Source organism: Kribbella sp. WER1, from assembly GCF_054189145.1.
Genome location: NZ_CM135186.1, coordinates 4,480,524 through 4,499,209 on the forward strand (window position 1 = coordinate 4,480,524; position 18,686 = coordinate 4,499,209).

Sequence of the window (18,686 nt, forward strand, 5' to 3'; positions counted from 1 at the left end):
GGGTAACGAGCGACGCGTAGATGGAGTGGTTGTGACGACGCCGGACCGCCCTCCGGGAAGAGCCGCACGCAGGCTGAGCTGGGACGTCGTGCGCGTCCTGTCGGTGCTCGCCGTGATGTTCACCCACACGACCTACATGGGTCCGTTCCTGCACCCTGAGCTCGGCACCCCGCTCGGGAAGTATCCCTTTCAGGTCGGCGCCAGCATCCTGCTGGTGATCAGCGCGTACTTCGTCTGCGTGACGGTCCGGAAGGGCTCCACGCCGCGGTGGCTGTGGCGCCGCGCCTGCCGGGTGCTCCCGCCGTACATGGTGGCCGTCTTGTTCACGTACATGCTGCTGCTCTTCCTGGGGCCGCGGAACTGGACACTGCCGACCCGGCACGACCTGTGGGGCAACCTGACGCTGGCCGCCTCGTTCGACCCGACCGTGCAGCTGATCGACGGCTCGTACTGGACGCTCCCGCTGCAGCTGATGGCGTTCGCCGCAGCGGCGCTGCTCTGGCCGCGCGGGATCGGTCCGCGGATCACCACGATGCTCTGGGTGATGATCCTCGCGCCGGTGGCCCTGCAGTGGAACGGGCGGATCGACCACAGCCCGGTCTGGGTGATCCAGCTCTGGAACGGCCTCGGCATCCACCGTCTGCAGCTGTTCGCGATCGGGATCGCGATCTGGCTCTGGTCGAAGCACCGGATCGGCGCGCTGCATCTCGGCGCACTGATCGTCGCGACGGTCTTCGCACAGCACGCGCACACGTCGGACCTGCCGTCCTCGCTCGGGATCGGCGTCCTGCTGCTGCTCGTCGCACTGGCCGCCCGTGGCCCGGACTGGACGGTGTTCGCGCGATTCAAGCGGCCGATCCAGTTCCTGGCGCGGATCTCGTTCGCGCTGTACCTGCTGAACCAGGTGATCGGCTACCTGATCGCGTACCGACTGATGGAGCTCGGCGCGGACCGGCTGACCCAGATCGTCGGCGCGACGGCCGGCGTCATCGGTCTCGCCTGGCTGCTCACGAAGTACGTCGAGGAGCCGACGTACCGCGCGCTCGCGACGCTCCCGGTGCGCGGGCTCGGGGCGCGGGCGTTCGCCTGGCTGAATACTTGACATCGGATACCCGTGAGCTAATACTCGATTTCGAGTAATCGAGATCGAGGGGGTGTCATGGCCCGACGCAAGGTCGGCAATCCGCTGGCGTTCGCCGTGCTCGGCAGTCTCGGCGAGCGGCCGATGCACCCGTACGAGATCTCCACGATCCTCAGGTCCCGCGGCAAGGACCAGAGCATCAAGGTGAACTACGGCTCGCTCTACTCGGTCGTGTCCAGCCTGGAGAAGCACGGCTTCGTCGAGGCGCAGGAGACGGTCCGCGAGGGCAACCGGCCGGAGCGCACCGTGTACCGGATCACCGACGCCGGCCAGGCCGAGTTCGAGGACTGGCTGACCGAACTCGTCGGTACGCCGTCGCGCGAGTTCCACCCGCTGGAGGCGGGGCTGGCGTACCTGCCCGCTCTGCAACCAGACCGGGCCGTCGAGCTGCTCGAGCAGCGGCTGGCCGTCGTCGACGCCGAGATCGCGGACGCGGTCACGGCGCACGAGCAGATGGAGGCCGTCGGCTTTCCGCGGATTTTCTGGGTCGAGTCGGAGTTCCGGCTGGCGCTGCTGCGCGCGGAGTCGGCGTACGTCCACCAGCTCGCCGAGGAGATCCGCACCGACCGGCTCGGCGGGGCGAACTTCTGGCGGATGGCCTGGAAGCGCTACCTGGAGGACGGCATCGCCCCGAGCGAGCAGCTGAAGGATCCGGTGAAGTACTTCGGGGAGGAGTTCGCCTGGCTGCAGGCGATGCCGCCCGAATCGCGATAACGCAGGGCGGCCCTCGCTCCACGGTGCGGCAACACCGGGACCAAGGGCCGCAGTTCCTCGAGTCGGTCCGAAGACCTGGCACCCAAGGCGCAACCATCAGGATAGCCAGCCCGACGACCGGCTCCCGCACCCACAAGGGAGTCACCTGATGGCTACGCATGCCGTCGAAGCGGTCGACCTGGTCAAGACGTACCCGGCCGGCCGGAAGAATCCGCCGCTGCGCGCCCTCGACGGGCTGACCGTGCGCGTCCCCGAGGGCGTCGTCCTCGGCCTGCTCGGGCCGAACGGCGCCGGCAAGTCCACCACCGTCAAGATCCTCACGACGCTGTCCCGGGCCGACTCCGGTACGGCGAGGGTCGCCGGGTACGACGTGAACCGCGACCAGGACAAGGTCCGGCACGCGATCGGGTACGTCCCGCAGAAGTCCAGCTCGGACCCGATGGCGACCGGCCTGGAGAACCTCGTCCTCAGCGGCCGCATCTTCGGGCTGTCCCGACCCCAGGCCGTCCAGCGGGCCCGCGAACTGCTCGGCAGCTTCGACCTGGACGGATCGCGGACGGTGAAGACGTACTCCGGCGGCATGCAGCGGAAGCTGGACGTCGCGCTCGGGCTGGTCCACCGGCCCCGCGTGCTCTTCCTGGACGAACCGACGACCGGTCTCGACCCGGAGGCGCGGGCCGATCTGTGGAACGAAGTACTGCGGTTGTCCGGGCAGGAAGGGCTGACCGTGCTGCTCACGACGCACTACCTGGAGGAGGCCGATCAGCTGGCCGGGCAGCTGGCCATCGTCGACCACGGCAAGATCGTTGCCGAGGGCACCCCGGAGTCACTGAAGGCCGCGTTGCGCGGCGACTCGGTGCAGGTCGAGCTCGTCGAGCCGGACACCGACGGGGCGGTGCGCGCGTTGATCGGGCAGTTGCCGGGCGTCGGCGAGATCGTTGTCGAGGGCAACACTCTGCGGGCCCGGGTGGACCGCGGGGCGACCGCCGTACCGGCGGTGCTGGGAGTCCTGGAGGACAACGCGATCCCGGTGGTCGCGGTCACCGTGTCGCGGCCGTCGCTGGACGACGTGTACCTGCAGCACACCGGCCGGTCCTTCAAGGTTGCGGAGGCGGCGGCATGATCACGCATACGGGACTCGTCCTCGGACGCTGGACGCGGGCGTCGTACCGGCAGCCGGCGTTGATCGCGTTCACGTTGATCCAGCCGGCCATCTGGCTGCTGCTGTTCGGGCAGCTGTTCCAGGGCGTCGTCCACCTGCCCGGGTTCGGGAACTCGACGTACATCGCGTTCCTGACGCCGGGGATCGTGATGATGACGGCGCTGATGACGAGCGGCTGGAGCGGTACGTCGTTCGTCCAGGACATGGAGCGCGGCGTGATGGACCGGATGCTCGCGTCGCCGATCAGCCGTGGCGGGCTGATGGCGGGGCAGCTGCTGAGCAACGCGTCGACCACGTTGATCCAGACGATCCTGGTGTTCGCGATCGGGTTCGCCGCGGGCGCCCGGTACGACGGCGGGATCGGCGGCTACCTGATCACGATCCTCGCGTCGGTGCTGGTCGGGCTCGGGTTCGGGTCGCTGTCGAACGCGGTCGCGCTGCTCACCCGGCAGCAGGAGGCGCTGATCGGGATCTCGCAGTTCGTCTCGCTGCCGCTGACGTTCATGTCGTCGATCATGATCGACCCGAAGGTGGCACCGCACTGGGTGAGCGTCGCGGCCCGCTTCAACCCGGTCGACTGGGCCACGATCGCCGCCCGCCAAGCCCTGGCCGCCTCACCGGATTGGTCATCAGTCTGGCGGCACTGCGCTTATCTGTTGGCTTTCACCCTCATCGTGGGTTGGCTTTCCACGCGTGCGTTCCGCACTTATCAGAGATCAGTGTGAGTCGTACCAGGGCTTGATGGTGTTGTTGATGATCGCGAGCCGCTCGTCGAAGGGGAGGAACGCCGACTTCATCGCGTTGATCGCGAACCAGCGCAGATCGGCGAGGTCGTAGTCGAACGCCTCCGCGAGCAGGGCGAGCTCGCGGCTCATCGACGTACCGCTCATCAACCGGTTGTCGGTGTTCACGGTCACCCGGAAGCGCAGCTCGGTGAGCAGCCCGATCGGGTGCTCCGCGATCGACGCGGCCGCACCGGTCTGCAGGTTCGAGCTCGGGCACATCTCCAGCGGGATCCGGCGGTCCCGGACGTACGCCGCGAGCCGCCCGAGCTCGACCTTGTCGCCGTCGTCGAAGATGTCGTCGATGATCCGGACGCCGTGCCCGAGCCGGTCCGCGCCGCACCACTGGATCGCCTGCCAGATCGACGGCAGCCCGAACGCCTCGCCGGCGTGGATCGTGAAGTGCGCGTTCTCCCGCTGCAGGTACTCGAACGCGTCCAGGTGCCGGGTGGGCGGGAAGCCCGCCTCGGCGCCGGCGATGTCGAACCCGACCACGCCGGCGTCCCGGTACGCGACCGCGAGCTCGGCGATCTCCATCGACCGCGCCATGTGCCGCATCGCGGTCAGCAGCTGCCGTACGACGATCGGCCGCTCGGCGACGGCCATCCCGTGCTCGAACCCCTCGCGGACGGCGTCGACGACCTGCTCGAGCGTCAGCCCCCGATGCAGGTGCTGCTCCGGCGCGTAGCGGATCTCGGCGTACACGACGCCGTCCGCGGCCAGGTCCTGCACGCACTCGCTCGCCACCCGCTTGATCGCCTCGGTGGTCTGCATCACCGCGACCGTGTGGTCGAACGTCTCCAGGTACCGCTCCAACGACCCGGAGTCCGCCGACTCCACGAACCACGCCCCCAGCTCGGCGGCGTCCGACCGCGGCAATGCGTGCCCGATCTCGCGCGCCAGCTCGACGACGGTCGCGGGCCGCAGGCCCCCGTCCAGGTGGTCGTGCAGCAGCACCTTCGGCGCCGCACCCAGGTCCTCAGGCGTGATCATGCGGCCATAGTGCCATCCGGCAAACGTTCAAGACTTCTGTCGGTCGCGGGTGTCATCGTGAGGAGATGGTGAGTCGGCTGCGGGCGCGTCCCGAATGGCAGTTCTTCGCGGTGTTGCCGCGGGCCGATCGCGGGCTCGCGACCGCGTGGTGGGTGCTGCTGATCGCTCGCGGTGCACTGCCTGCGGTGTTCGCGATCGCGATGGGGTGGCTGGTCGGCGCGGTGCAGCATCGGTCCGCGCTGGCCGCTCCGTTGAGCTTGATGGGCGTGACGTTCGTGCTGTTGCAGGTGCTGACGCCGGTGCATCAGGCGGTCAGCGCGAACCTCGGCAACCGGGTGTCGGCGTACCTGAACGACGCGCTCGCGAAGGCGTGTGTCGGGCCGCCGGGGATCGGGCATCTGGAGGATCCGGAGCTGAGCGAGGACCTGACGGTGGCGCGGGAGTTCGACCGCGGGCAGACCGGGCCTCCGATGTACCTGAACGTCGACTTCGTCGCGGGCAGTCTGGTGGAGCTGGTCGGCGGGTTCGCGTCGGCGATCGTGCTGTTCGGGTTCACCTGGTGGGCGCCGATCGTGCTGGTCGTCGGATGGGTCGCCACGCATTGGCTGCTCCGGGAGAGCGGTGTCTGGAAGGACCGGAACACGGCCGAGGTCCGCTCGGCGCAGCGGCACGCGACGTACGCGTACGAGCTGGCTGTCGAGCCGGGCGCGGCGAAGGAGCTGCGGCTGTTCGGGCTGGCGGACTGGACGGTGCAGCGGTTCACCGAGCGGCGCCGGCGGCTGTTCGAGCTGCAGTATGCCGCGACGCGCTTGCGGGAGCGGCCAATGATCTGGAGTCTGCTGATCATCGTGGCGGCCAACGGCCTGGTGTTCTGGGCGCTCGGCGCGGCCGCGATCGGCGGGAGCCTGCCGCTGGATCGGCTGGTGGTGTTCGCGCAGGTCGCGATCGGTGTCGGGATGATCGCCTTCGGAGGGCTCAACTGGGCGCTCGACGGCGCCGCAGCACCCGTTGCGGCCGTACGTCGTCTGCAACCGGCAATGGCTCCGGCCGGATCGCTGCCGGCCGGTACTCGCGCGGCAGGCGGCGGCGCGGTGGAGGTCGTGCTTCGAGGGGTGCGGTTCGGTTATCCACAGGGCGAGCGGCAGGTGTTCGAGGGGCTGGACCTGACGATCCCGGCCGGTTCCTCGCTGGCGGTCGTCGGGCAGAACGGTGCCGGCAAGACCACGCTGGCGAAGCTGTTGTGCCGCCTGTACGACCCCGACGCGGGCACGATCCGGGTCGACGGCGCGGACCTGCGCGACCTCGACATCGACGGCTGGCGGACGCGCGTGACCGCCGTCTTCCAGGACTTCCTCAAGCTCGAGTTGCCGTTGCGGGACAACGTCGCGCCGGCCGGTGCGCCCGAGGAGGACATCCGGGCCGCGCTCGCGGACGCCGGAGCGTCGGACCTGGCCGATCTCGACACCCGGCTGGCGACCGGGTACGGCGACGGTACCGACCTGTCCGGCGGACAGTGGCAGCGGATCGCGCTGGCCCGGGCGTTGTGCGCCGTACGGCAAGGGGCCGGGCTCGTCCTGCTCGACGAGCCGACCGCGCAACTGGACGTCCGCGGCGAGGCGGCGATCTTCGACCGGATCCTGACCGCGACCCGGGACGTGACCACGATCCTGATCTCGCACCGGTTCTCGACGGTCCGGCACGCCGACCGGATCTGCGTCCTCGAACACGGCCGGGTCGTCGAGCTCGGCAGCCACGACGAACTGATGGCCCTCGGCGGGCGGTACCGGACGATGTTCGACCTGCAGGCGCAGCGGTTCGCGGCCGAGGTCGACGAGGAGGGGCTGAGCTATGACACGCTCTGACGATCTGCCGAAGGCGATCCCCGCGATGTGGCGGCTCTGCAAGCTCGGGTACCAGCACGAGCCGTGGCTGCTGGTCGCCGCCTTCGCGATGACGCTGCTGGCTGCCGTACCGGATGCGCTGCTGGCGTTGTGGCTGAAGATCCTCGCGGACGGCGTACTGCACGACGACCGGCGCGCGGCGTTGCTGGCCGCCGGCGGGCTGGCGTTGTCGGTGACGGCGACCTGGTTCCTGCGCACGCTGTCGACGCGGATCTCGCGGCGGTTCCGGGACCGCGTGACGATCATGCTCGAGGCACATGTCGCCCGGCTGCAGGCGTCGGTCGCCACGGTCGAGCACCACGAACGACGCGACTACCTGGACCGGCTGTCGGTGCTCCGCAAGCAGGTGTTCGTGCTGGACCACATGTACATGTCGCTGTTCTCAACGTGCGGCTGGATCCTGCGGCTCGGCGTGACCGTCGCGCTGCTCGTCTCGATCCACCCCGCGCTCGCGTTGCTCCTGCTCTTCGCGCTGCCGACCGTCCTCAGCTCCAGCTGGCGTCCTGGGGTCGAGCGTCAGGTCGAGGAGAAGTACGCCGCCCACTTCCGGCTGGCGGAGCACCTGTTCAAGACCGCGACCACACCCGCACCAGGCAAGGAGGTCCGGGTGATCGGCATCGGGCCCGACCTGGTCACGGGTCGGCGCCGCGAGTGGGAGCAGTGGTACCGGCCGATGGCTGCCGCGCGCTGGGCCAGCGCTGTGTGGCACGGGATCGCCTGGGCGGTGTTCGGGGCGGCGTACGTCGGTGCCGTGCTGTTCGTCGCGGTGGGGCTGCACGGCTCGGTCGGCAACGTACTGCTGATCCTCGCGGCCGGTGCGCGGCTGTCGTCGTACATCGGGGCGACGGTCGGGGAGATCGGGTTCCTGCGCGGCATCTGGCTGGACGGGTCGCGGCGGCTCGTGTGGCTGGAGCAGTACGCGGCGTCGTTCGACAAGTCCGCGGATCAGCCGGCGCCGGAGCAGCTCGTCGACGGCATCCGGCTGGAGGACGTGTCGTTCACGTACGCCGGTTCCGATCGCCCGGCGCTGGAGCACGTCGACCTGCGACTGCCGGCCGGCAAGGTGATCGCGGTCGTCGGCGAGAACGGTGCGGGCAAGTCCACGCTGGTGAAGCTGATCTGCAAGCTGTACGAGCCGGCCGACGGGCGGGTGTTCCTCGACGACCGACCGCTGGACCGGATCCCGGCGGAGGCGTGGAGGGCGAAGATCGCGGGCGCGTTCCAGGATTTCTTCCGGTTCGAGTTCCGGGCGGCGCACAGCGTCGGACTGGGCGACCTGCCGCGGCTGGACGACGTACCGGCGGTGACGACCGCGGTCGGGCGGGCCGGGGCGGAGGACGTGCTCGCGCGGCTGGAGTCAGGGCTGGACACGCAGCTCGGCGCGACCTGGCCGGACGGGGCGGAGATCAGCTTCGGGCAGTGGCAGAAGCTGGCGCTGGCCCGCGGGTTCATGCGGGACCGGCCGTTGCTGCTGGTACTCGACGAGCCGACCGCGGCGCTGGACGCCGAGACCGAACACGCCCTCTTCGAGCGGTACGCCGAGGCCGCGCGGGGCGGGGCCGACGGCCGGATCACGATCCTGGTGTCGCACCGGTTCTCCACGGTCCGGATGGCCGACCTGATCGTCGTCCTGGACGGCGCTCACGTCGTCGAGACCGGGACCCACGAGGAGCTGATGGCCCGCAACGGGCACTACGCCGAGCTGTACCGGATCCAGGCGGCGGCGTACCACTAGCTGATCTTGAAGACCGGGACGCCCGGGGCGACGTGCCGCAGGACGTCGTCGGACGAGTTCTTCGTGACGTCGCCCTCGAAGAACGCGCCGACCTCCCACGCCCACTTCTTCAGGTACATCCGCAGCGCCGGCAGCTTGTCCGCGTCGGCGAGCTCCTCGGCGTGGAACGTCTCCACCTTGCCGCCGAGCTGCAGCCGGCCGGTGCCGCTGGCGCGCAGGTTCTTCACCCACTGGGTGTGACCGCGCGGGGCGACCAGGTACCGCTGGCCGTCGACGGTCAGCAGGTTGACCGGCGTGCTCCGCCACTCGCCGGACTTGCGGCCCTGGACCGACAGCACCCGGCTGCCCATTAGGCTCACGCCGAGCTTCGTCAGCCGCGCGACGATCCGGTTGAAGACCCGCATGCTGCCCTCGTTGGCGGTGATCACGCGCTTGCTGTCGTAGGTCTGCTTGTACTCGGTCATGGCGAGGATTCCCTTGCGCTCGGCGAGAGCGGTGCTCTCTGTTGTGATCAGTGAACATCGGATCGCTGCTCACTGTCAAGAGCACTGCTCTCGGTTTTGTGGCACACTGGCTTCCATGAACGCCGGACGTACTGCCCGTGACCGTGCCCGGGCCGAGCTGACCGACGAGATCAAGACGGTCGCCAGGCAGCAGCTGGCGACCGTCGGCGCGGAGGCGCTCTCGCTGCGGGCGATCTCCCGCGAGCTCGGCATGGTGTCGTCGGCCCTGTACCGGTACTTCGCGAGCCGCGACGAGCTGCTCACCGCGCTGATCGTCGACGCGTACAACTCGCTCGGCGCGGCGGCCGAAGGCGCGGTGGGCGGTGGCGAACCGGTCGACGAGTGGCTCGCGATCTACACCGCCGTCCGGGGCTGGGCGCGGACTTATCCACAGGAGTACGCGCTGATCTACGGCTCCCCGATCAGCGGGTACCAGGCGCCGCAGACCACGGTGGAGCCGGCGTCGCGGGTGCCGCTGGCGCTGCTCGGGTTGCTGCAGCGGGCGCAGGCGGCCGGGCGGCTCGACGTACCGGAGGATGCTCCGGCGCCCGACGGAGCGCTGGCGCGGCAGACGGAGGTGCTGGTCGCGCTGGCGCCGGGCGTGCCGCCGGCGGTACTGGTGCGGGCGGTGATCGTGTGGACGCAGCTGTTCGGGATGATCAGCTTCGAGCTGTTCGGTCAGCTGGTCGGGTCGATGGACCCGGCGGACGAGTTCTTCGCGTCGACGGCCCGGCAGATGGCGGCGTTCGTCGGGCTCAGGTGAAAGCCTTCGGCAGCGGTACGCCGACGGCGCGGGCGACCCGGCGTACGTAGGTCTCCCGCGGGATCGACACCGCGCCGAGGGTGGCGAGGTGGTCGGTCACCCACTGGATGTCGAACACCCGGTCGGCGGCGTACTCGTCCTGCAGCAGCTCGATCGTGCCCGCGACGGCCGCTTTCGAGCCGTCGGTCTGGTGGTGGAACATCGACTCGCCCGCGAACAGCCCGCCGATCGCCACGCCGTACAGCCCGCCGGCCAACTGGTCGCCGTTCCACGCCTCGACCGAATGCACCCAGCCGAGCCGGTGCAGCTCGGTGTACGACGCGATGATGTCGCGGTCGATCCACGCCCCCGGACGCCGCGGGTCCGCGCAGGCGCGGATCACCTGGTCGAACGCGGTGTTCACCCGGATCTCGAACTTCCCCCGGGCCCGCCGCAGCGACCGCGACGGCTGGTACCCGGCGACATCGATCACACCCCGGTCGACCGGCGACCACCACAACGTCGAGCCACGATGGTCCGGCATCGGGAACAACCCCCGCCGGTACGCCGCCAGCACCGTCCCCGGCGCCAGGTCCGCACCGCCCGCAACCACATCGCTGCTCCCCGCCACAGCCACCGGCGGGAACTCCCACTGAGTCGGAGCAGGTTCGATCGGCACGACACCATCCTGAACCATGCGGACCGCCAGGCCATCACAACCGTTCCGTGGCGGCGCTCTCACGCTGCGGCGTACTCGTCCGGCCGCGATTGTGATGGCCTTGGCGTCCGCACTAGGGGACACCTAGGGGTTCTCCCGAGTGGCGAGGGGCGGGGAGCCACGTACAGTTGAGGCACGTCCGGGTTCTGACGCGTGGGGCCGGGCGGGAAGGAGCACCGTGGCCGGAGTAGCCAGGTTCGTCGCCAGTAGTCTCGCGCCCGCGGCCCAGCGGTTCGCCCCGACGGCAGCGGGCGGCGTGTTGCGCCAGATCCTCGAGATCGCTATCGACGGGTACCAGCGGTTCCCGGGCGCGGAGCGGATCGCGGACCACAAACTGGAGCGCTGCGACGGCGACGTCACGCACGCGATCGACGCGGTCATCGACCAGCACATCCGGCTGGCCGGCGTGCAGGGGTTCGCGACCAGCATCGGCGGTCTCGTCACGCTCCCGGTCGCACTGCCCGCCAACCTGACCGGTCTCGCGGTCGTGCAGTGCCGGATGGTGGCGGCGATCGCCCACCTGCGCGGCTACGACCTCGACGATCCCCGGGTGCGGACCGCGGTGATCACCTGCCTGCTCGGCGAGGAGGGCGTGACCGCGCGGCTGAAGAAGTCCAGCCTGGTGTCCTCACCGCTGGCGATCGCGACCGCGCCGGTGTTCGACCCCGAGCTCGACCGCCAGGTGTCCGGCGAGGTCGTCGCGGAACTGATCGGCCGGATCAGCGGCAAGCGGATGGCCCTCACGGTCACCCGCCGCGTCCCGCTCCTCGGCGGCGCGGTCGGCGCCGGCGTCGACGGCTGGTCGACGTATCGGGTCGGCCAGTTCGCCGACAAGAGCCTGATCCGCCGCATCCGCCGCCCGATCGAGCCGTAAGCCACCTGACGCGCGCCGGTCAAGCCGTGACGGCTTCAGGCGGGTCGGTCTGCAGTCGTGCGGCGGGTGCGCGGGAGTTTGGCGCGGGTCTCCTCGTCGGCGGGGGTTTCCACGAACAGCACCAGGTCGGGGTGCGCGGAGACGGCAAGCTCGGTGACGATCAGGTTCAGCTCGCCGACCTGCGGGTTGTCGAGCCGGCGGCGCCGCGACGTACAGGCCGACACCTCGTGCCGCGACCAGAGCAGCTCGAACTCGGGGCACATCGACCGCAGCCGCGTGAGGTCCGTCTCCCAGTCCGGATCGCCGACATGCTCGCCGTACGCCGACCGCAACCGGCCGACCAGGTACGGCACCTCGGTGTCGTAGTTGAGCAACTGCTCACGCGCGGACGGCTCGGTGATGATGCACCAGAGCAGGTTCTGGTGGATGCAGGGCAGTTGATGCCAGTCGTGGAACAGATCGTGGTACGCCGCGTTCGCCCGCACGATGTCGAACCGGGTGTTGGTGATCACCGCGGGCAGCGGATCGAGCCCGTCGACGATCTCCTCGAACACCGCCTCGCTCGCGCAGTCCGTCACCCGCGGCAACCGCACCGGCGTCGCCTCGGCCAGCCGGTACAGGTGCTCGCGCTCCACCGGCGTCAGCCGCAACGTCGACGCCACCGCGTCCAGCACCTGCCCGCTGGCGTTGATCGGCCGCCCCTGCTCGAGCCACGTGTACCAAGTCACGCCGACGCCCGCGAGCTGCGCCAGCTCCTCCCGTCGTAACCCCGGCGTCCGCCGCCGCCCGCCTCCAGGCAGCCCGACATCCTCCGGTGCGACCCGGGCTCGCCGCGCCTTCAGGAACTCCCCGAGCTCAACCCGCTGCGCACTCACCCGCCCAGTCTCCCGGGCCCCACCGACACTTTCAGCCGGCCAGCGCCTGGACCACCCGGCTCGGGGACGGTTTGCCCAACTGCTCGGCCATCCAGACGGACGTGGTGACGAGCTTTTCGAGGTCGACACCGGTCTTGATGCCGAGGCCGTCGAGTTGCCAGAGGAGGTCTTCGGTAGCGAGGTTGCCGGTGGCGCTCTCGGCGTACGGGCACCCGCCGAGGCCACCGGCGGAGCTGTCCACAGTGGTGACGCCTTCGCGGAGCGCGGTCAGCGTGTTCGCGAGCGCCTGCCCGTACGTGTCGTGGAAGTGCACCGCGAGTTTGTCCACAGGTACGCCGGCCGCGACGAACGCCCGGACCAGCGCGGTCACCTGCCCTGGTGTCGCGACTCCGATCGTGTCGCCCAGGGAGAGCTCGTGGCACCCAAGCTCGACGAGCCGCGCGCCGACCTTCACAACCTGGCCGATCGGTACGTCGCCCTCCCACGGGTCGCCGTAACACATCGACACATACCCGCGGACGGTCAGCCCGGCGTCGAGCGCCCGCTGGATCGTCGGCGTGAACATCGTGAACTGGTCGTCCAGCGTCGAGTTCAGGTTCTTCGCCGCGAACGTCTCGGTCGCGCTCGCGAAGATCGCGATCTCCCGGACACCCGCGGCCAGCGCCCGGTCGAGGCCGCGCTCGTTCGGGACCAGGACCGGGGCGCGGACGCCGTCGGGCAGGTCGAGCCGCTCGAGGAGCTCGGCCGCGTCGGCCAGCTGCGGGACCCACTTCGGATGCACGAAACTCGTCGTCTCGACCGTGGTCAGCCCGGCGTCCACCAGCCGCCGGATGAACTCCGCCTTCACCGCCACGTCGACGATCGCGGACTCGTTCTGCAACCCGTCCCGTGGGCCGACCTCGTAGATCGTCACCCGGTCGGGCAGTCCTTCGGCCGTGACCAGCTGCGGTTCGCGCATCCTGCTGCCTCCTCGGCGGTCGAGCGGGCCGCGGGGTCTCCGCGACAATGCTCCTGATGACAACTCTTGCTGCCATTCTGCGTGCCGCCGAGCGGGGAGTCTTCCCGCCCCCGGATCTCGGTGTCTCGGTCGTCCCGCCGCCGTCGGAGCGGGAGTCGTGCGTGGTGGCGTTCACCGGCCACATCGTGATCGCCGCGGACGTCGACCCGGCCTGGGTCGCGGAGCGGGTACCGGAAGGCGACCTGTGCGCGCCGACGAACCCGCCGTTCCTGTCCGCGCTGGAGGAGTTCACCGGCCGCCGGGTGACCTCGCTCGACGCGATGCTGCTCGCCCCCGCGCTCACCGACCCCGCGGAACGCATCGCAGCCACCGCCGGCCTGACCGAACTCCACGACCCCGACCACCCCCGCGTCGACCGCGCCTGGCGCTACCGCGACGACGTCCGGGTGTACGTCGACGCCCACGAAGGCCTGGTCCTGACCGGCCGCGGCCTGGCGGACCGCCTGGAGTGCGCCCTCGAAGTACCGGCGAACGCCCGTCGGCAGGGCCACGGCCGACGCCTCGCGACAGCCGCCCGCGCACTGATCCCGCCGACGGCCTCGATCTGGGCCCAGGTCACGCCCGGCAACGCCGCCTCCCTCCGCACCTTCCTCGCCGCGGGCTACCAACCCGTCGGCTCCGAGGCTCTCCTGGTCAAGGAAGACCACTGATCCACAGCTGTGGATAACCCTGGGGAAACCGCTCGCCTGGCATGGCTACGCCCCGGTGGGACCGACGGGCTCCGGGGTGGCCTCATGGGCGGTTGGACTCGAGGTATGGCTGCGGCTGGGACGCGACGCACGGTGGGCCGATCGGCCGGCCATCGGGCCGCTGGCGGACGACGGCGTGACGGCACCGCCGCCGGACTCGCCGGCCGAGTGCGAGGCAGCTCCGGAGACGCCACCGGCCGCCTTCCGCGCGGCCGCCAGGCCGACGCCCGCCGAGCTCGCGGCTGCCCCGGCGGCCTTCCCACCGGCGAGCGCTGCACCGGTCGCACCCCCGCCACCACCTGCCGAGCTGCCGGTCGCGCCCGCGGCTCCGCGGGCCGATCCGGAGGCAGAGCTGCCGACGCTCACGGCCCCGGTCGCCATACCGCCCGGATCCGCGACCGAGCTGCCCATCGCGGAACCCCCACCGGCCACGGCCGCCGTGACCGGCACCATGAACCGCAGCAACGCCGGCAGCGCGGCGATCGCGAGCAGCAACATCATCATGCCGGTCATCGCCGGCACCAGACCGTTGCCACCGGCGTCGCCGCTGCCGACGGCATGGTCGTGAGCGAGCTTCATCGCGGCGGCGTAGACCAGCGCCGCAGCCGGCTTGTAGGCGATGAACGCCAGCGACCAGCCGCAGAACTTCCGGAACCAGTTCCGCCCGATCTCGGTGTTGGTCGCGGCGGCGGCCAACGGGAACGCTCCGGCGAGCAGCACCAGCAACGCCGACCGCACCAGCATCAGCACCATCTGGATCAACGAGGCGACGATCACCGCCAGGCTGCTCACGATGGCCAGCACCGCCGGCATGGTGTCGGCGACGATGCTCCGCACCTTGCCGTCGCCGTCCACCGGGCCGCCGAACGAGGCCGCCAGCGACATGTCGTGGGCGACCTTGTCGATGATCGCGACCGAGAACGAGTCCGACCACGAGATCAGCAACTGCAGGGTGGCCGTCCCCATCCCGGCCACGACCACGAACGTCAGCATCGCCTTCAGCAGGTCCTGCAACGGCTTCGCGCGCTGCTCCCAGGCCATCCGCATGCCGGCGATCACGATGGCGATCGCGAACACGGCTCCCGTGACCCCGAGCAGGCTCGAGTGCAGGAACTCGACCGTGCCGCTGCTCGCCCAGGTGTGCTCGTTGGCGAGCGCCGGGGTTTTGGGCTGGAGCCAGAAGGTCATCGAGTCCAGCGTGCTCAGCGCGCTCTTGGAGACCTGCTCGCGGAGCTGGTCCATCGCGCTGGTCGCCACGGACTGGAAACCGTCCTTGATGTAGCAGCCGAGATCCATCTTTCCGCACATCAGACACCACTCCAGGCAACGAAGTCGGACAGGTCACGGTGCTGGGCGAACGGTGCTCCGACCGGATCGCCGGGGGCCGGTGGCTGCAGGTGCCAGTCACCGGCATGCCAGACGAGCGTCAGCGTGAGGCTCATGTAGGCGGTGTCGACGGACGTCGCCAGCATCAGGGTCACGCGGTCGGCGCCGGCGTCGATGATCCGGTAGCCGGCGAGCTGCGGCACGCTGTAGCCGCTGGTCGTCCGGTCGGCCTGGACCTCCCGGACCAACGCCTCGGTGTCCGGGCCGGGGACCATGAGCTTGCGGGCGGTGGCGACGACCTTCTCCTGGTCGGCCATCGCCGCGTAGGCGCTGTACGCGGCGTAGACGGCGCCGGTCGGTGAGTGCGCGAAGCACCGGCGGAACCCGTCGCCGTCGGTCACGGCCGGACCGTACGCCGAGGCTCGCGGGACGACGATCCGGCTGCTGACCTCCCAGCTGTCGACGGCCGGTGCCTTACCCGGAAGCGCCTGATCCGCGGCGGCCGGACCGCAGCCGCCGGACCGCTGCGGTCGCGACGTGGTTGCCGAACCGCCTGGCTGAGCGGAACCGACCGGCTGCGCGGGCGCGGTGGGCTCCTCCGCGGAGCTGATCGTCCCGGCCGCCTGCTGGGCGGGGGCTGCGGTGGAGGTCGACCGGCCGCCGACGATCAGCAAGGCACCACACAGCACCACGGCCCCGATCACGATGCAGGCCGCGACGAATCCGCGCCCGAACGGTGACTGCTCCTCGCTGGTGTCGCTCATCTGACTCCCCGATCCGCCGGTTGAGAACCTCTTGGATCAAGGGTGGCAAAAATCGGCCGGGCGCCGCGGAAGTTATCCACAGGCCCGAATCGTCAGCTCCCGGGGCTCGTGTATCTCGGCATCATCTTGGAAAAGAAGCCGTAGCCGAGCGCCAGGACGAGCGCACCGGCCACGGGAGAAGCCGTGGTCAGCCAGGTCGGAAGAGGGACCTCGGCGGTGCGATCCAGGAGGACGGTCGCCGGCAGGAAGGAGATAAAAGCCATCGGGAACGCAGTACAGAACGCGTAGAACACCGGCCGGCCGAACATTGTCAGCGGGTATCCGGAGAATTGGGTGATCGAGCTGTCGGCGAAGATCCGAAGGGAGAACGTGGAGGTGGCGACGAAGCTCAGGCCACAGAAGAAGGTCGCGATGCCGGTCTCGATCAGGCTGCCGCCGACCACCGCCAGCAGCAGGTAGGCGACCTTGACCGCGTCCCAGTCGACAGGTGCTTGCCGGCTGAAGATGACCAGCGCGCCGAAGCCGAGCAGCGCGTCGCCGAGAGCCATCAGCGAGAACCGCCGGGTGACCAGCTGCAGGAACGGGTTCACCGGTCGCAGCAGGACCCGGTCGAACTCGCCGTCGCGCACCATCTCGTCCGTCAGCATCAAGGCCCCGAACGGCACCACGTACAGCGCATGCGATGCCAGCCGCATCGCGAACACGAAGGCGATCTCCGGAAAGCCCCAGCCCGCGATCACACCGAACCGACCGAGGAGGACACCGAGGAACAGCAACTGCGTGCCCTGGAAGGCGACGCCGCCCATCAGCGTCGTCCAGAAGTTCGTCCGGTACTGCAACTGCGCCCGCAAGGCGGCGCGCTGAAGGATCACGTAGTGCCGGAGCCACGAGTGCTCAGCCACCCTGCACCACCACCTTGTGACGCGCCCGCCGCCACACCAGCTCGAGGAGAAACGCCAGTACGACGACCCACACCAACTGCACGCCGACCAGGGCCAGTGCCTCGCCGCCGCGCAGCCGGCCGAGGTAGATCGACACCGGCGTGTAGACCTGAGCCTGGAACGGCAGCCACTCGACCGACGACCGCAACCAGCCCGGCATGAACCACAGCGGGATCAGCGATCCGGACAGGAACGCGCTCCCGAACCGGTACACGATCAGCGGCCCGCTGACCTCGAACGTCCAGAACGTCACCATCGACACGATCAGGTTGCACAACATCGCCACCACGACGCCCATCGCCGTCGCCAGCAGCGAGAGGAGGAACGCAGCCCAGCTCGGGGGCAGCAGCACGGCGCCGATCAGGCCCGCGCCCGCGAGCCCGATCGCGCCGAGCGGCAGCCGGCCGAGCAGGACGCCGAAGTTCTGGCCGAGGACCTGCCACATCAGGCCGAGCGGCCGGGTGAGGTCGGTCGCGATCTGGCCGTTGCGGATCCGCATCGGCAACGACGAGAACTGCCACGGAAGGAGCACCGACTGCAGACACGCAGCGATCGCCGCGTACGCGACGGCCGTACGCGCGTCCACACCGGCGACCGGACCGCGGTCGCCGTACACGATCCGCCAGACCGCGACCGCCAGCACGACCTGGATCACCAGCGTGACCGCGCCGGTGATCAGATCGCCGCGGTAGATCAGGACGGACCGGGTGCCGGCCCGGGTCATACCGCGGAACGCCCTGACCTGCTCGGCCGTGCTCACGTCAGGAGTCCGTCGTACAGCTGGGAGATCACGTCGGTGAGCCGTGGGTCCACGATCGACAGCTCGTCGACCTGGTAGACCTGCGACGCCCGCGCGATCAGCTCGGGCGTGGTGATCTCCCGCGGGTCGAAGCGCAGTACGACGCTGCGGTCCGGGTACGGCAGCACCGTGCCGACCGCGGCGGCGTCCACCTCGGTCGCGAACGGGATCTCCGCGACCCGGCGGATGCTGCGTTCGGCGAGCGTGAGGACGACGAACCGGTACGGCATGAAGCGTTCCTTCAGCCGCGACAGGTCCCCGTCGTACAGGACCGTGCCGGAGTCGATCACGATGATGCGCTGACAGAGCCGCTCGACGTCGTCCATGTCGTGGGTGGTCAGCACCACCGTCGTGCCCGCGGTCCGGTTCGTCTCCGCGATGAACTCGGTCAGCCGCGCCTTCGCGACCACGTCCAGCCCGACCGTCGGCTCGTCGAGGAAGAGGATCGACGGCTCGTGCAGCATCGCGGCGACCAGATCGCCGCGCATCCGCTGGCCGAGCGACAGCGAGCGCACCGGTGTGTCCAGGAAGTCGGACAGGTCGAGCAGTTCGGTGAACAGCCCGACGCGTTTCCGGTAGGTCGACCGGTCCAAGTTGTAGAGGTCCGCGAGTACTTCGAACGAGTCGCGCAGCGGGAGGTCGTACCAGAGCTGTGTGCGCTGGCCGAAGACCACGCCGATGTTGCGGGCGTTCCGGGCACGGTCGCGGGACGGCTCCAGCCCGGCGACCCGGCAGACGCCGGACGTCGGGGTGAGGATCCCGGTCAGCATCTTGATCGTCGTCGACTTGCCGGCGCCGTTCGGGCCGAGGTACCCGACGAGTTCGCCCGGCTCGACCTCGAAGTTCACGCCGTTGACCGCGCGGGTGATGTCGCGTTTGGTGCTGAACAGGGCTCGCAGGCGCGGCAAACGACCCGGGAGCACCGCGGGCCGGCTGAACTCCTTGACCAGGTCGATTGCCTCGATCACTGCCATCCGTACCCTCCCCAGCGAGCGCGTCCGGTCATCCT

The 18,686-nt window shown here is 70.0% G+C and carries 19 protein-coding genes; 9 read left to right on the plus strand and 10 right to left on the minus strand.

All coding sequences use genetic code 11. The annotated features are described in order from the left end of the window. The first annotated feature begins 88 nt into the window (after positions 1-88). From ACXJJ3_RS21595 to ACXJJ3_RS21610, 4 genes are all read left to right on the plus strand, one after another. Positions 89-1,102, plus strand: a complete 1,014-nt coding sequence (locus ACXJJ3_RS21595; protein ID WP_458163506.1) for an acyltransferase family protein — start codon at positions 89-91, stop codon at positions 1,100-1,102. Positions 1,103-1,159: 57 nt separating this feature from the next. Beyond that, a complete protein-coding gene (locus ACXJJ3_RS21600) occupies positions 1,160-1,855 on the plus strand; it encodes a PadR family transcriptional regulator (RefSeq protein ID WP_458163508.1) in 696 nt (231 codons plus the stop codon). Between the two features lie 148 nt (positions 1,856-2,003). Next, positions 2,004-2,978, plus strand: coding sequence for an ATP-binding cassette domain-containing protein (locus ACXJJ3_RS21605; RefSeq protein WP_458163510.1), 975 nt, complete (start codon positions 2,004-2,006; stop codon positions 2,976-2,978). Further along, a complete protein-coding gene (locus tag ACXJJ3_RS21610; protein ID WP_458163512.1) occupies positions 2,975-3,742 on the plus strand; it encodes an ABC transporter permease in 768 nt (255 codons plus the stop codon). The genes ACXJJ3_RS21605 and ACXJJ3_RS21610 overlap by 4 nt, the downstream gene beginning before the upstream one ends. Here the strand turns inward: ACXJJ3_RS21610 and ACXJJ3_RS21615 are convergent. Beyond that, a complete protein-coding gene (locus tag ACXJJ3_RS21615) occupies positions 3,734-4,792 on the minus strand; it encodes an adenosine deaminase (protein ID WP_458163514.1) in 1,059 nt (352 codons plus the stop codon). The two genes, ACXJJ3_RS21610 and ACXJJ3_RS21615, sit on opposite strands and share 9 nt — an antisense overlap. A 65-nt stretch (positions 4,793-4,857) precedes the next feature. Here ACXJJ3_RS21615 and ACXJJ3_RS21620 point away from each other — a divergent pair, with 65 nt between their 5' ends. Then, positions 4,858-6,654, plus strand: coding sequence for an ABC transporter ATP-binding protein (locus ACXJJ3_RS21620; protein WP_458163516.1), 1,797 nt, complete (start codon positions 4,858-4,860; stop codon positions 6,652-6,654). Continuing rightward, positions 6,641-8,428: an ABC transporter ATP-binding protein gene (locus ACXJJ3_RS21625; protein WP_458163518.1), complete on the plus strand. Its 1,788-nt coding sequence runs from the start codon at positions 6,641-6,643 to the stop codon at positions 8,426-8,428. Before ACXJJ3_RS21620 ends, ACXJJ3_RS21625 begins: the two co-directional genes overlap by 14 nt. On the opposite strand, the gene ACXJJ3_RS21630 is transcribed toward ACXJJ3_RS21625, so the two are convergent. After that, positions 8,425-8,892, minus strand: a complete 468-nt coding sequence (locus ACXJJ3_RS21630) for a nitroreductase family deazaflavin-dependent oxidoreductase (protein WP_458163520.1) — start codon at positions 8,890-8,892, stop codon at positions 8,425-8,427. The two genes, ACXJJ3_RS21625 and ACXJJ3_RS21630, sit on opposite strands and share 4 nt — an antisense overlap. 115 nt (positions 8,893-9,007) lie before the next feature. On the opposite strand from ACXJJ3_RS21630, the gene ACXJJ3_RS21635 reads away from it, so the two are divergent. Next, positions 9,008-9,694: a TetR/AcrR family transcriptional regulator gene (locus tag ACXJJ3_RS21635; protein WP_458163522.1), complete on the plus strand. Its 687-nt coding sequence runs from the start codon at positions 9,008-9,010 to the stop codon at positions 9,692-9,694. Here the strand turns inward: ACXJJ3_RS21635 and aat are convergent. Next, positions 9,687-10,352 carry a leucyl/phenylalanyl-tRNA--protein transferase gene (aat, locus tag ACXJJ3_RS21640; protein ID WP_458163524.1) on the minus strand — a complete coding sequence of 222 codons (666 nt, stop codon included), beginning with the start codon at positions 10,350-10,352 and terminating at the stop codon, positions 9,687-9,689. The two genes, ACXJJ3_RS21635 and aat, sit on opposite strands and share 8 nt — an antisense overlap. Before the next feature lie 217 nt (positions 10,353-10,569). Between aat and ACXJJ3_RS21645 the strand changes: the two genes are divergently transcribed. Next, positions 10,570-11,265 (plus strand): EcsC family protein, encoded by a 696-nt coding sequence (locus ACXJJ3_RS21645; protein WP_458163526.1) that lies wholly within the window; start codon positions 10,570-10,572, stop codon positions 11,263-11,265. Positions 11,266-11,300: 35 nt separating this feature from the next. On the opposite strand, the gene ACXJJ3_RS21650 is transcribed toward ACXJJ3_RS21645, so the two are convergent. Both ACXJJ3_RS21650 and ACXJJ3_RS21655 read right to left on the minus strand, forming a co-directional pair. Then, positions 11,301-12,140 carry a helix-turn-helix transcriptional regulator gene (locus ACXJJ3_RS21650; protein ID WP_458163528.1) on the minus strand — a complete coding sequence of 280 codons (840 nt, stop codon included), beginning with the start codon at positions 12,138-12,140 and terminating at the stop codon, positions 11,301-11,303. Between the two features lie 31 nt (positions 12,141-12,171). After that, positions 12,172-13,098 (minus strand): hydroxymethylglutaryl-CoA lyase, encoded by a 927-nt coding sequence (locus tag ACXJJ3_RS21655; protein ID WP_458163530.1) that lies wholly within the window; start codon positions 13,096-13,098, stop codon positions 12,172-12,174. A 56-nt stretch (positions 13,099-13,154) separates the two neighbouring features. On the opposite strand from ACXJJ3_RS21655, the gene ACXJJ3_RS21660 reads away from it, so the two are divergent. After that, positions 13,155-13,808 (plus strand): GNAT family N-acetyltransferase, encoded by a 654-nt coding sequence (locus tag ACXJJ3_RS21660; RefSeq protein WP_458163532.1) that lies wholly within the window; start codon positions 13,155-13,157, stop codon positions 13,806-13,808. Between the two features lie 45 nt (positions 13,809-13,853). Here the strand turns inward: ACXJJ3_RS21660 and ACXJJ3_RS21665 are convergent, their stop codons facing one another. The 5 genes from ACXJJ3_RS21665 to ACXJJ3_RS21685 all read right to left on the minus strand — a co-directional run bounded on the left by ACXJJ3_RS21665 (position 13,854) and on the right by ACXJJ3_RS21685 (position 18,651). Next, positions 13,854-15,155 (minus strand): hypothetical protein, encoded by a 1,302-nt coding sequence (locus tag ACXJJ3_RS21665; RefSeq protein ID WP_458163534.1) that lies wholly within the window; start codon positions 15,153-15,155, stop codon positions 13,854-13,856. Beyond that, the gene (locus tag ACXJJ3_RS21670; RefSeq protein ID WP_458163536.1) at positions 15,155-15,937 is read right to left on the minus strand and encodes a hypothetical protein; all 783 of its coding nucleotides are present in this window, start codon (positions 15,935-15,937) and stop codon (positions 15,155-15,157) included. The genes ACXJJ3_RS21665 and ACXJJ3_RS21670 overlap by 1 nt, the downstream gene beginning before the upstream one ends. A 92-nt stretch (positions 15,938-16,029) precedes the next feature. Then, positions 16,030-16,839, minus strand: a complete 810-nt coding sequence (locus tag ACXJJ3_RS21675) for an ABC transporter permease (protein ID WP_458163538.1) — start codon at positions 16,837-16,839, stop codon at positions 16,030-16,032. After that, positions 16,832-17,638, minus strand: a complete 807-nt coding sequence (locus ACXJJ3_RS21680; RefSeq protein ID WP_458163540.1) for an ABC transporter permease — start codon at positions 17,636-17,638, stop codon at positions 16,832-16,834. The genes ACXJJ3_RS21675 and ACXJJ3_RS21680 overlap by 8 nt, the downstream gene beginning before the upstream one ends. Further along, complete coding sequence (locus tag ACXJJ3_RS21685; RefSeq protein WP_458163542.1) at positions 17,635-18,651, minus strand: ABC transporter ATP-binding protein; 1,017 nt, start codon at positions 18,649-18,651, stop codon at positions 17,635-17,637. Before ACXJJ3_RS21685 ends, ACXJJ3_RS21680 begins: the two co-directional genes overlap by 4 nt. Positions 18,652-18,686: the final 35 nt, after the last annotated feature.

Bases quoted from the DNA above. Each gene is read 5' to 3' on its own strand.
- ACXJJ3_RS21600 (WP_458163508.1), top strand. From the start codon at position 1,160: ATGGCCCGACGCAAGGTCGGCAATCCGCTGGCGTTCGCCGTGCTCGGC.
- ACXJJ3_RS21605 (WP_458163510.1), top strand. From the start codon at position 2,004: ATGGCTACGCATGCCGTCGAAGCGGTCGACCTGGTCAAGACGTACCCG.
- ACXJJ3_RS21610 (WP_458163512.1), top strand. From the start codon at position 2,975: ATGATCACGCATACGGGACTCGTCCTCGGACGCTGGACGCGGGCGTCG.
- ACXJJ3_RS21615 (WP_458163514.1), bottom strand. From the start codon at position 4,792: ATGATCACGCCTGAGGACCTGGGTGCGGCGCCGAAGGTGCTGCTGCAC.
- ACXJJ3_RS21620 (WP_458163516.1), top strand. From the start codon at position 4,858: ATGGTGAGTCGGCTGCGGGCGCGTCCCGAATGGCAGTTCTTCGCGGTG.
- ACXJJ3_RS21625 (WP_458163518.1), top strand. From the start codon at position 6,641: ATGACACGCTCTGACGATCTGCCGAAGGCGATCCCCGCGATGTGGCGG.
- ACXJJ3_RS21630 (WP_458163520.1), bottom strand. From the start codon at position 8,892: ATGACCGAGTACAAGCAGACCTACGACAGCAAGCGCGTGATCACCGCC.
- ACXJJ3_RS21635 (WP_458163522.1), top strand. From the start codon at position 9,008: ATGAACGCCGGACGTACTGCCCGTGACCGTGCCCGGGCCGAGCTGACC.
- ACXJJ3_RS21655 (WP_458163530.1), bottom strand. From the start codon at position 13,098: ATGCGCGAACCGCAGCTGGTCACGGCCGAAGGACTGCCCGACCGGGTG.
- ACXJJ3_RS21660 (WP_458163532.1), top strand. From the start codon at position 13,155: ATGACAACTCTTGCTGCCATTCTGCGTGCCGCCGAGCGGGGAGTCTTC.
- ACXJJ3_RS21665 (WP_458163534.1), bottom strand. From the start codon at position 15,155: ATGTGCGGAAAGATGGATCTCGGCTGCTACATCAAGGACGGTTTCCAG.
- ACXJJ3_RS21670 (WP_458163536.1), bottom strand. From the start codon at position 15,937: ATGAGCGACACCAGCGAGGAGCAGTCACCGTTCGGGCGCGGATTCGTC.
- ACXJJ3_RS21685 (WP_458163542.1), bottom strand. From the start codon at position 18,651: ATGGCAGTGATCGAGGCAATCGACCTGGTCAAGGAGTTCAGCCGGCCC.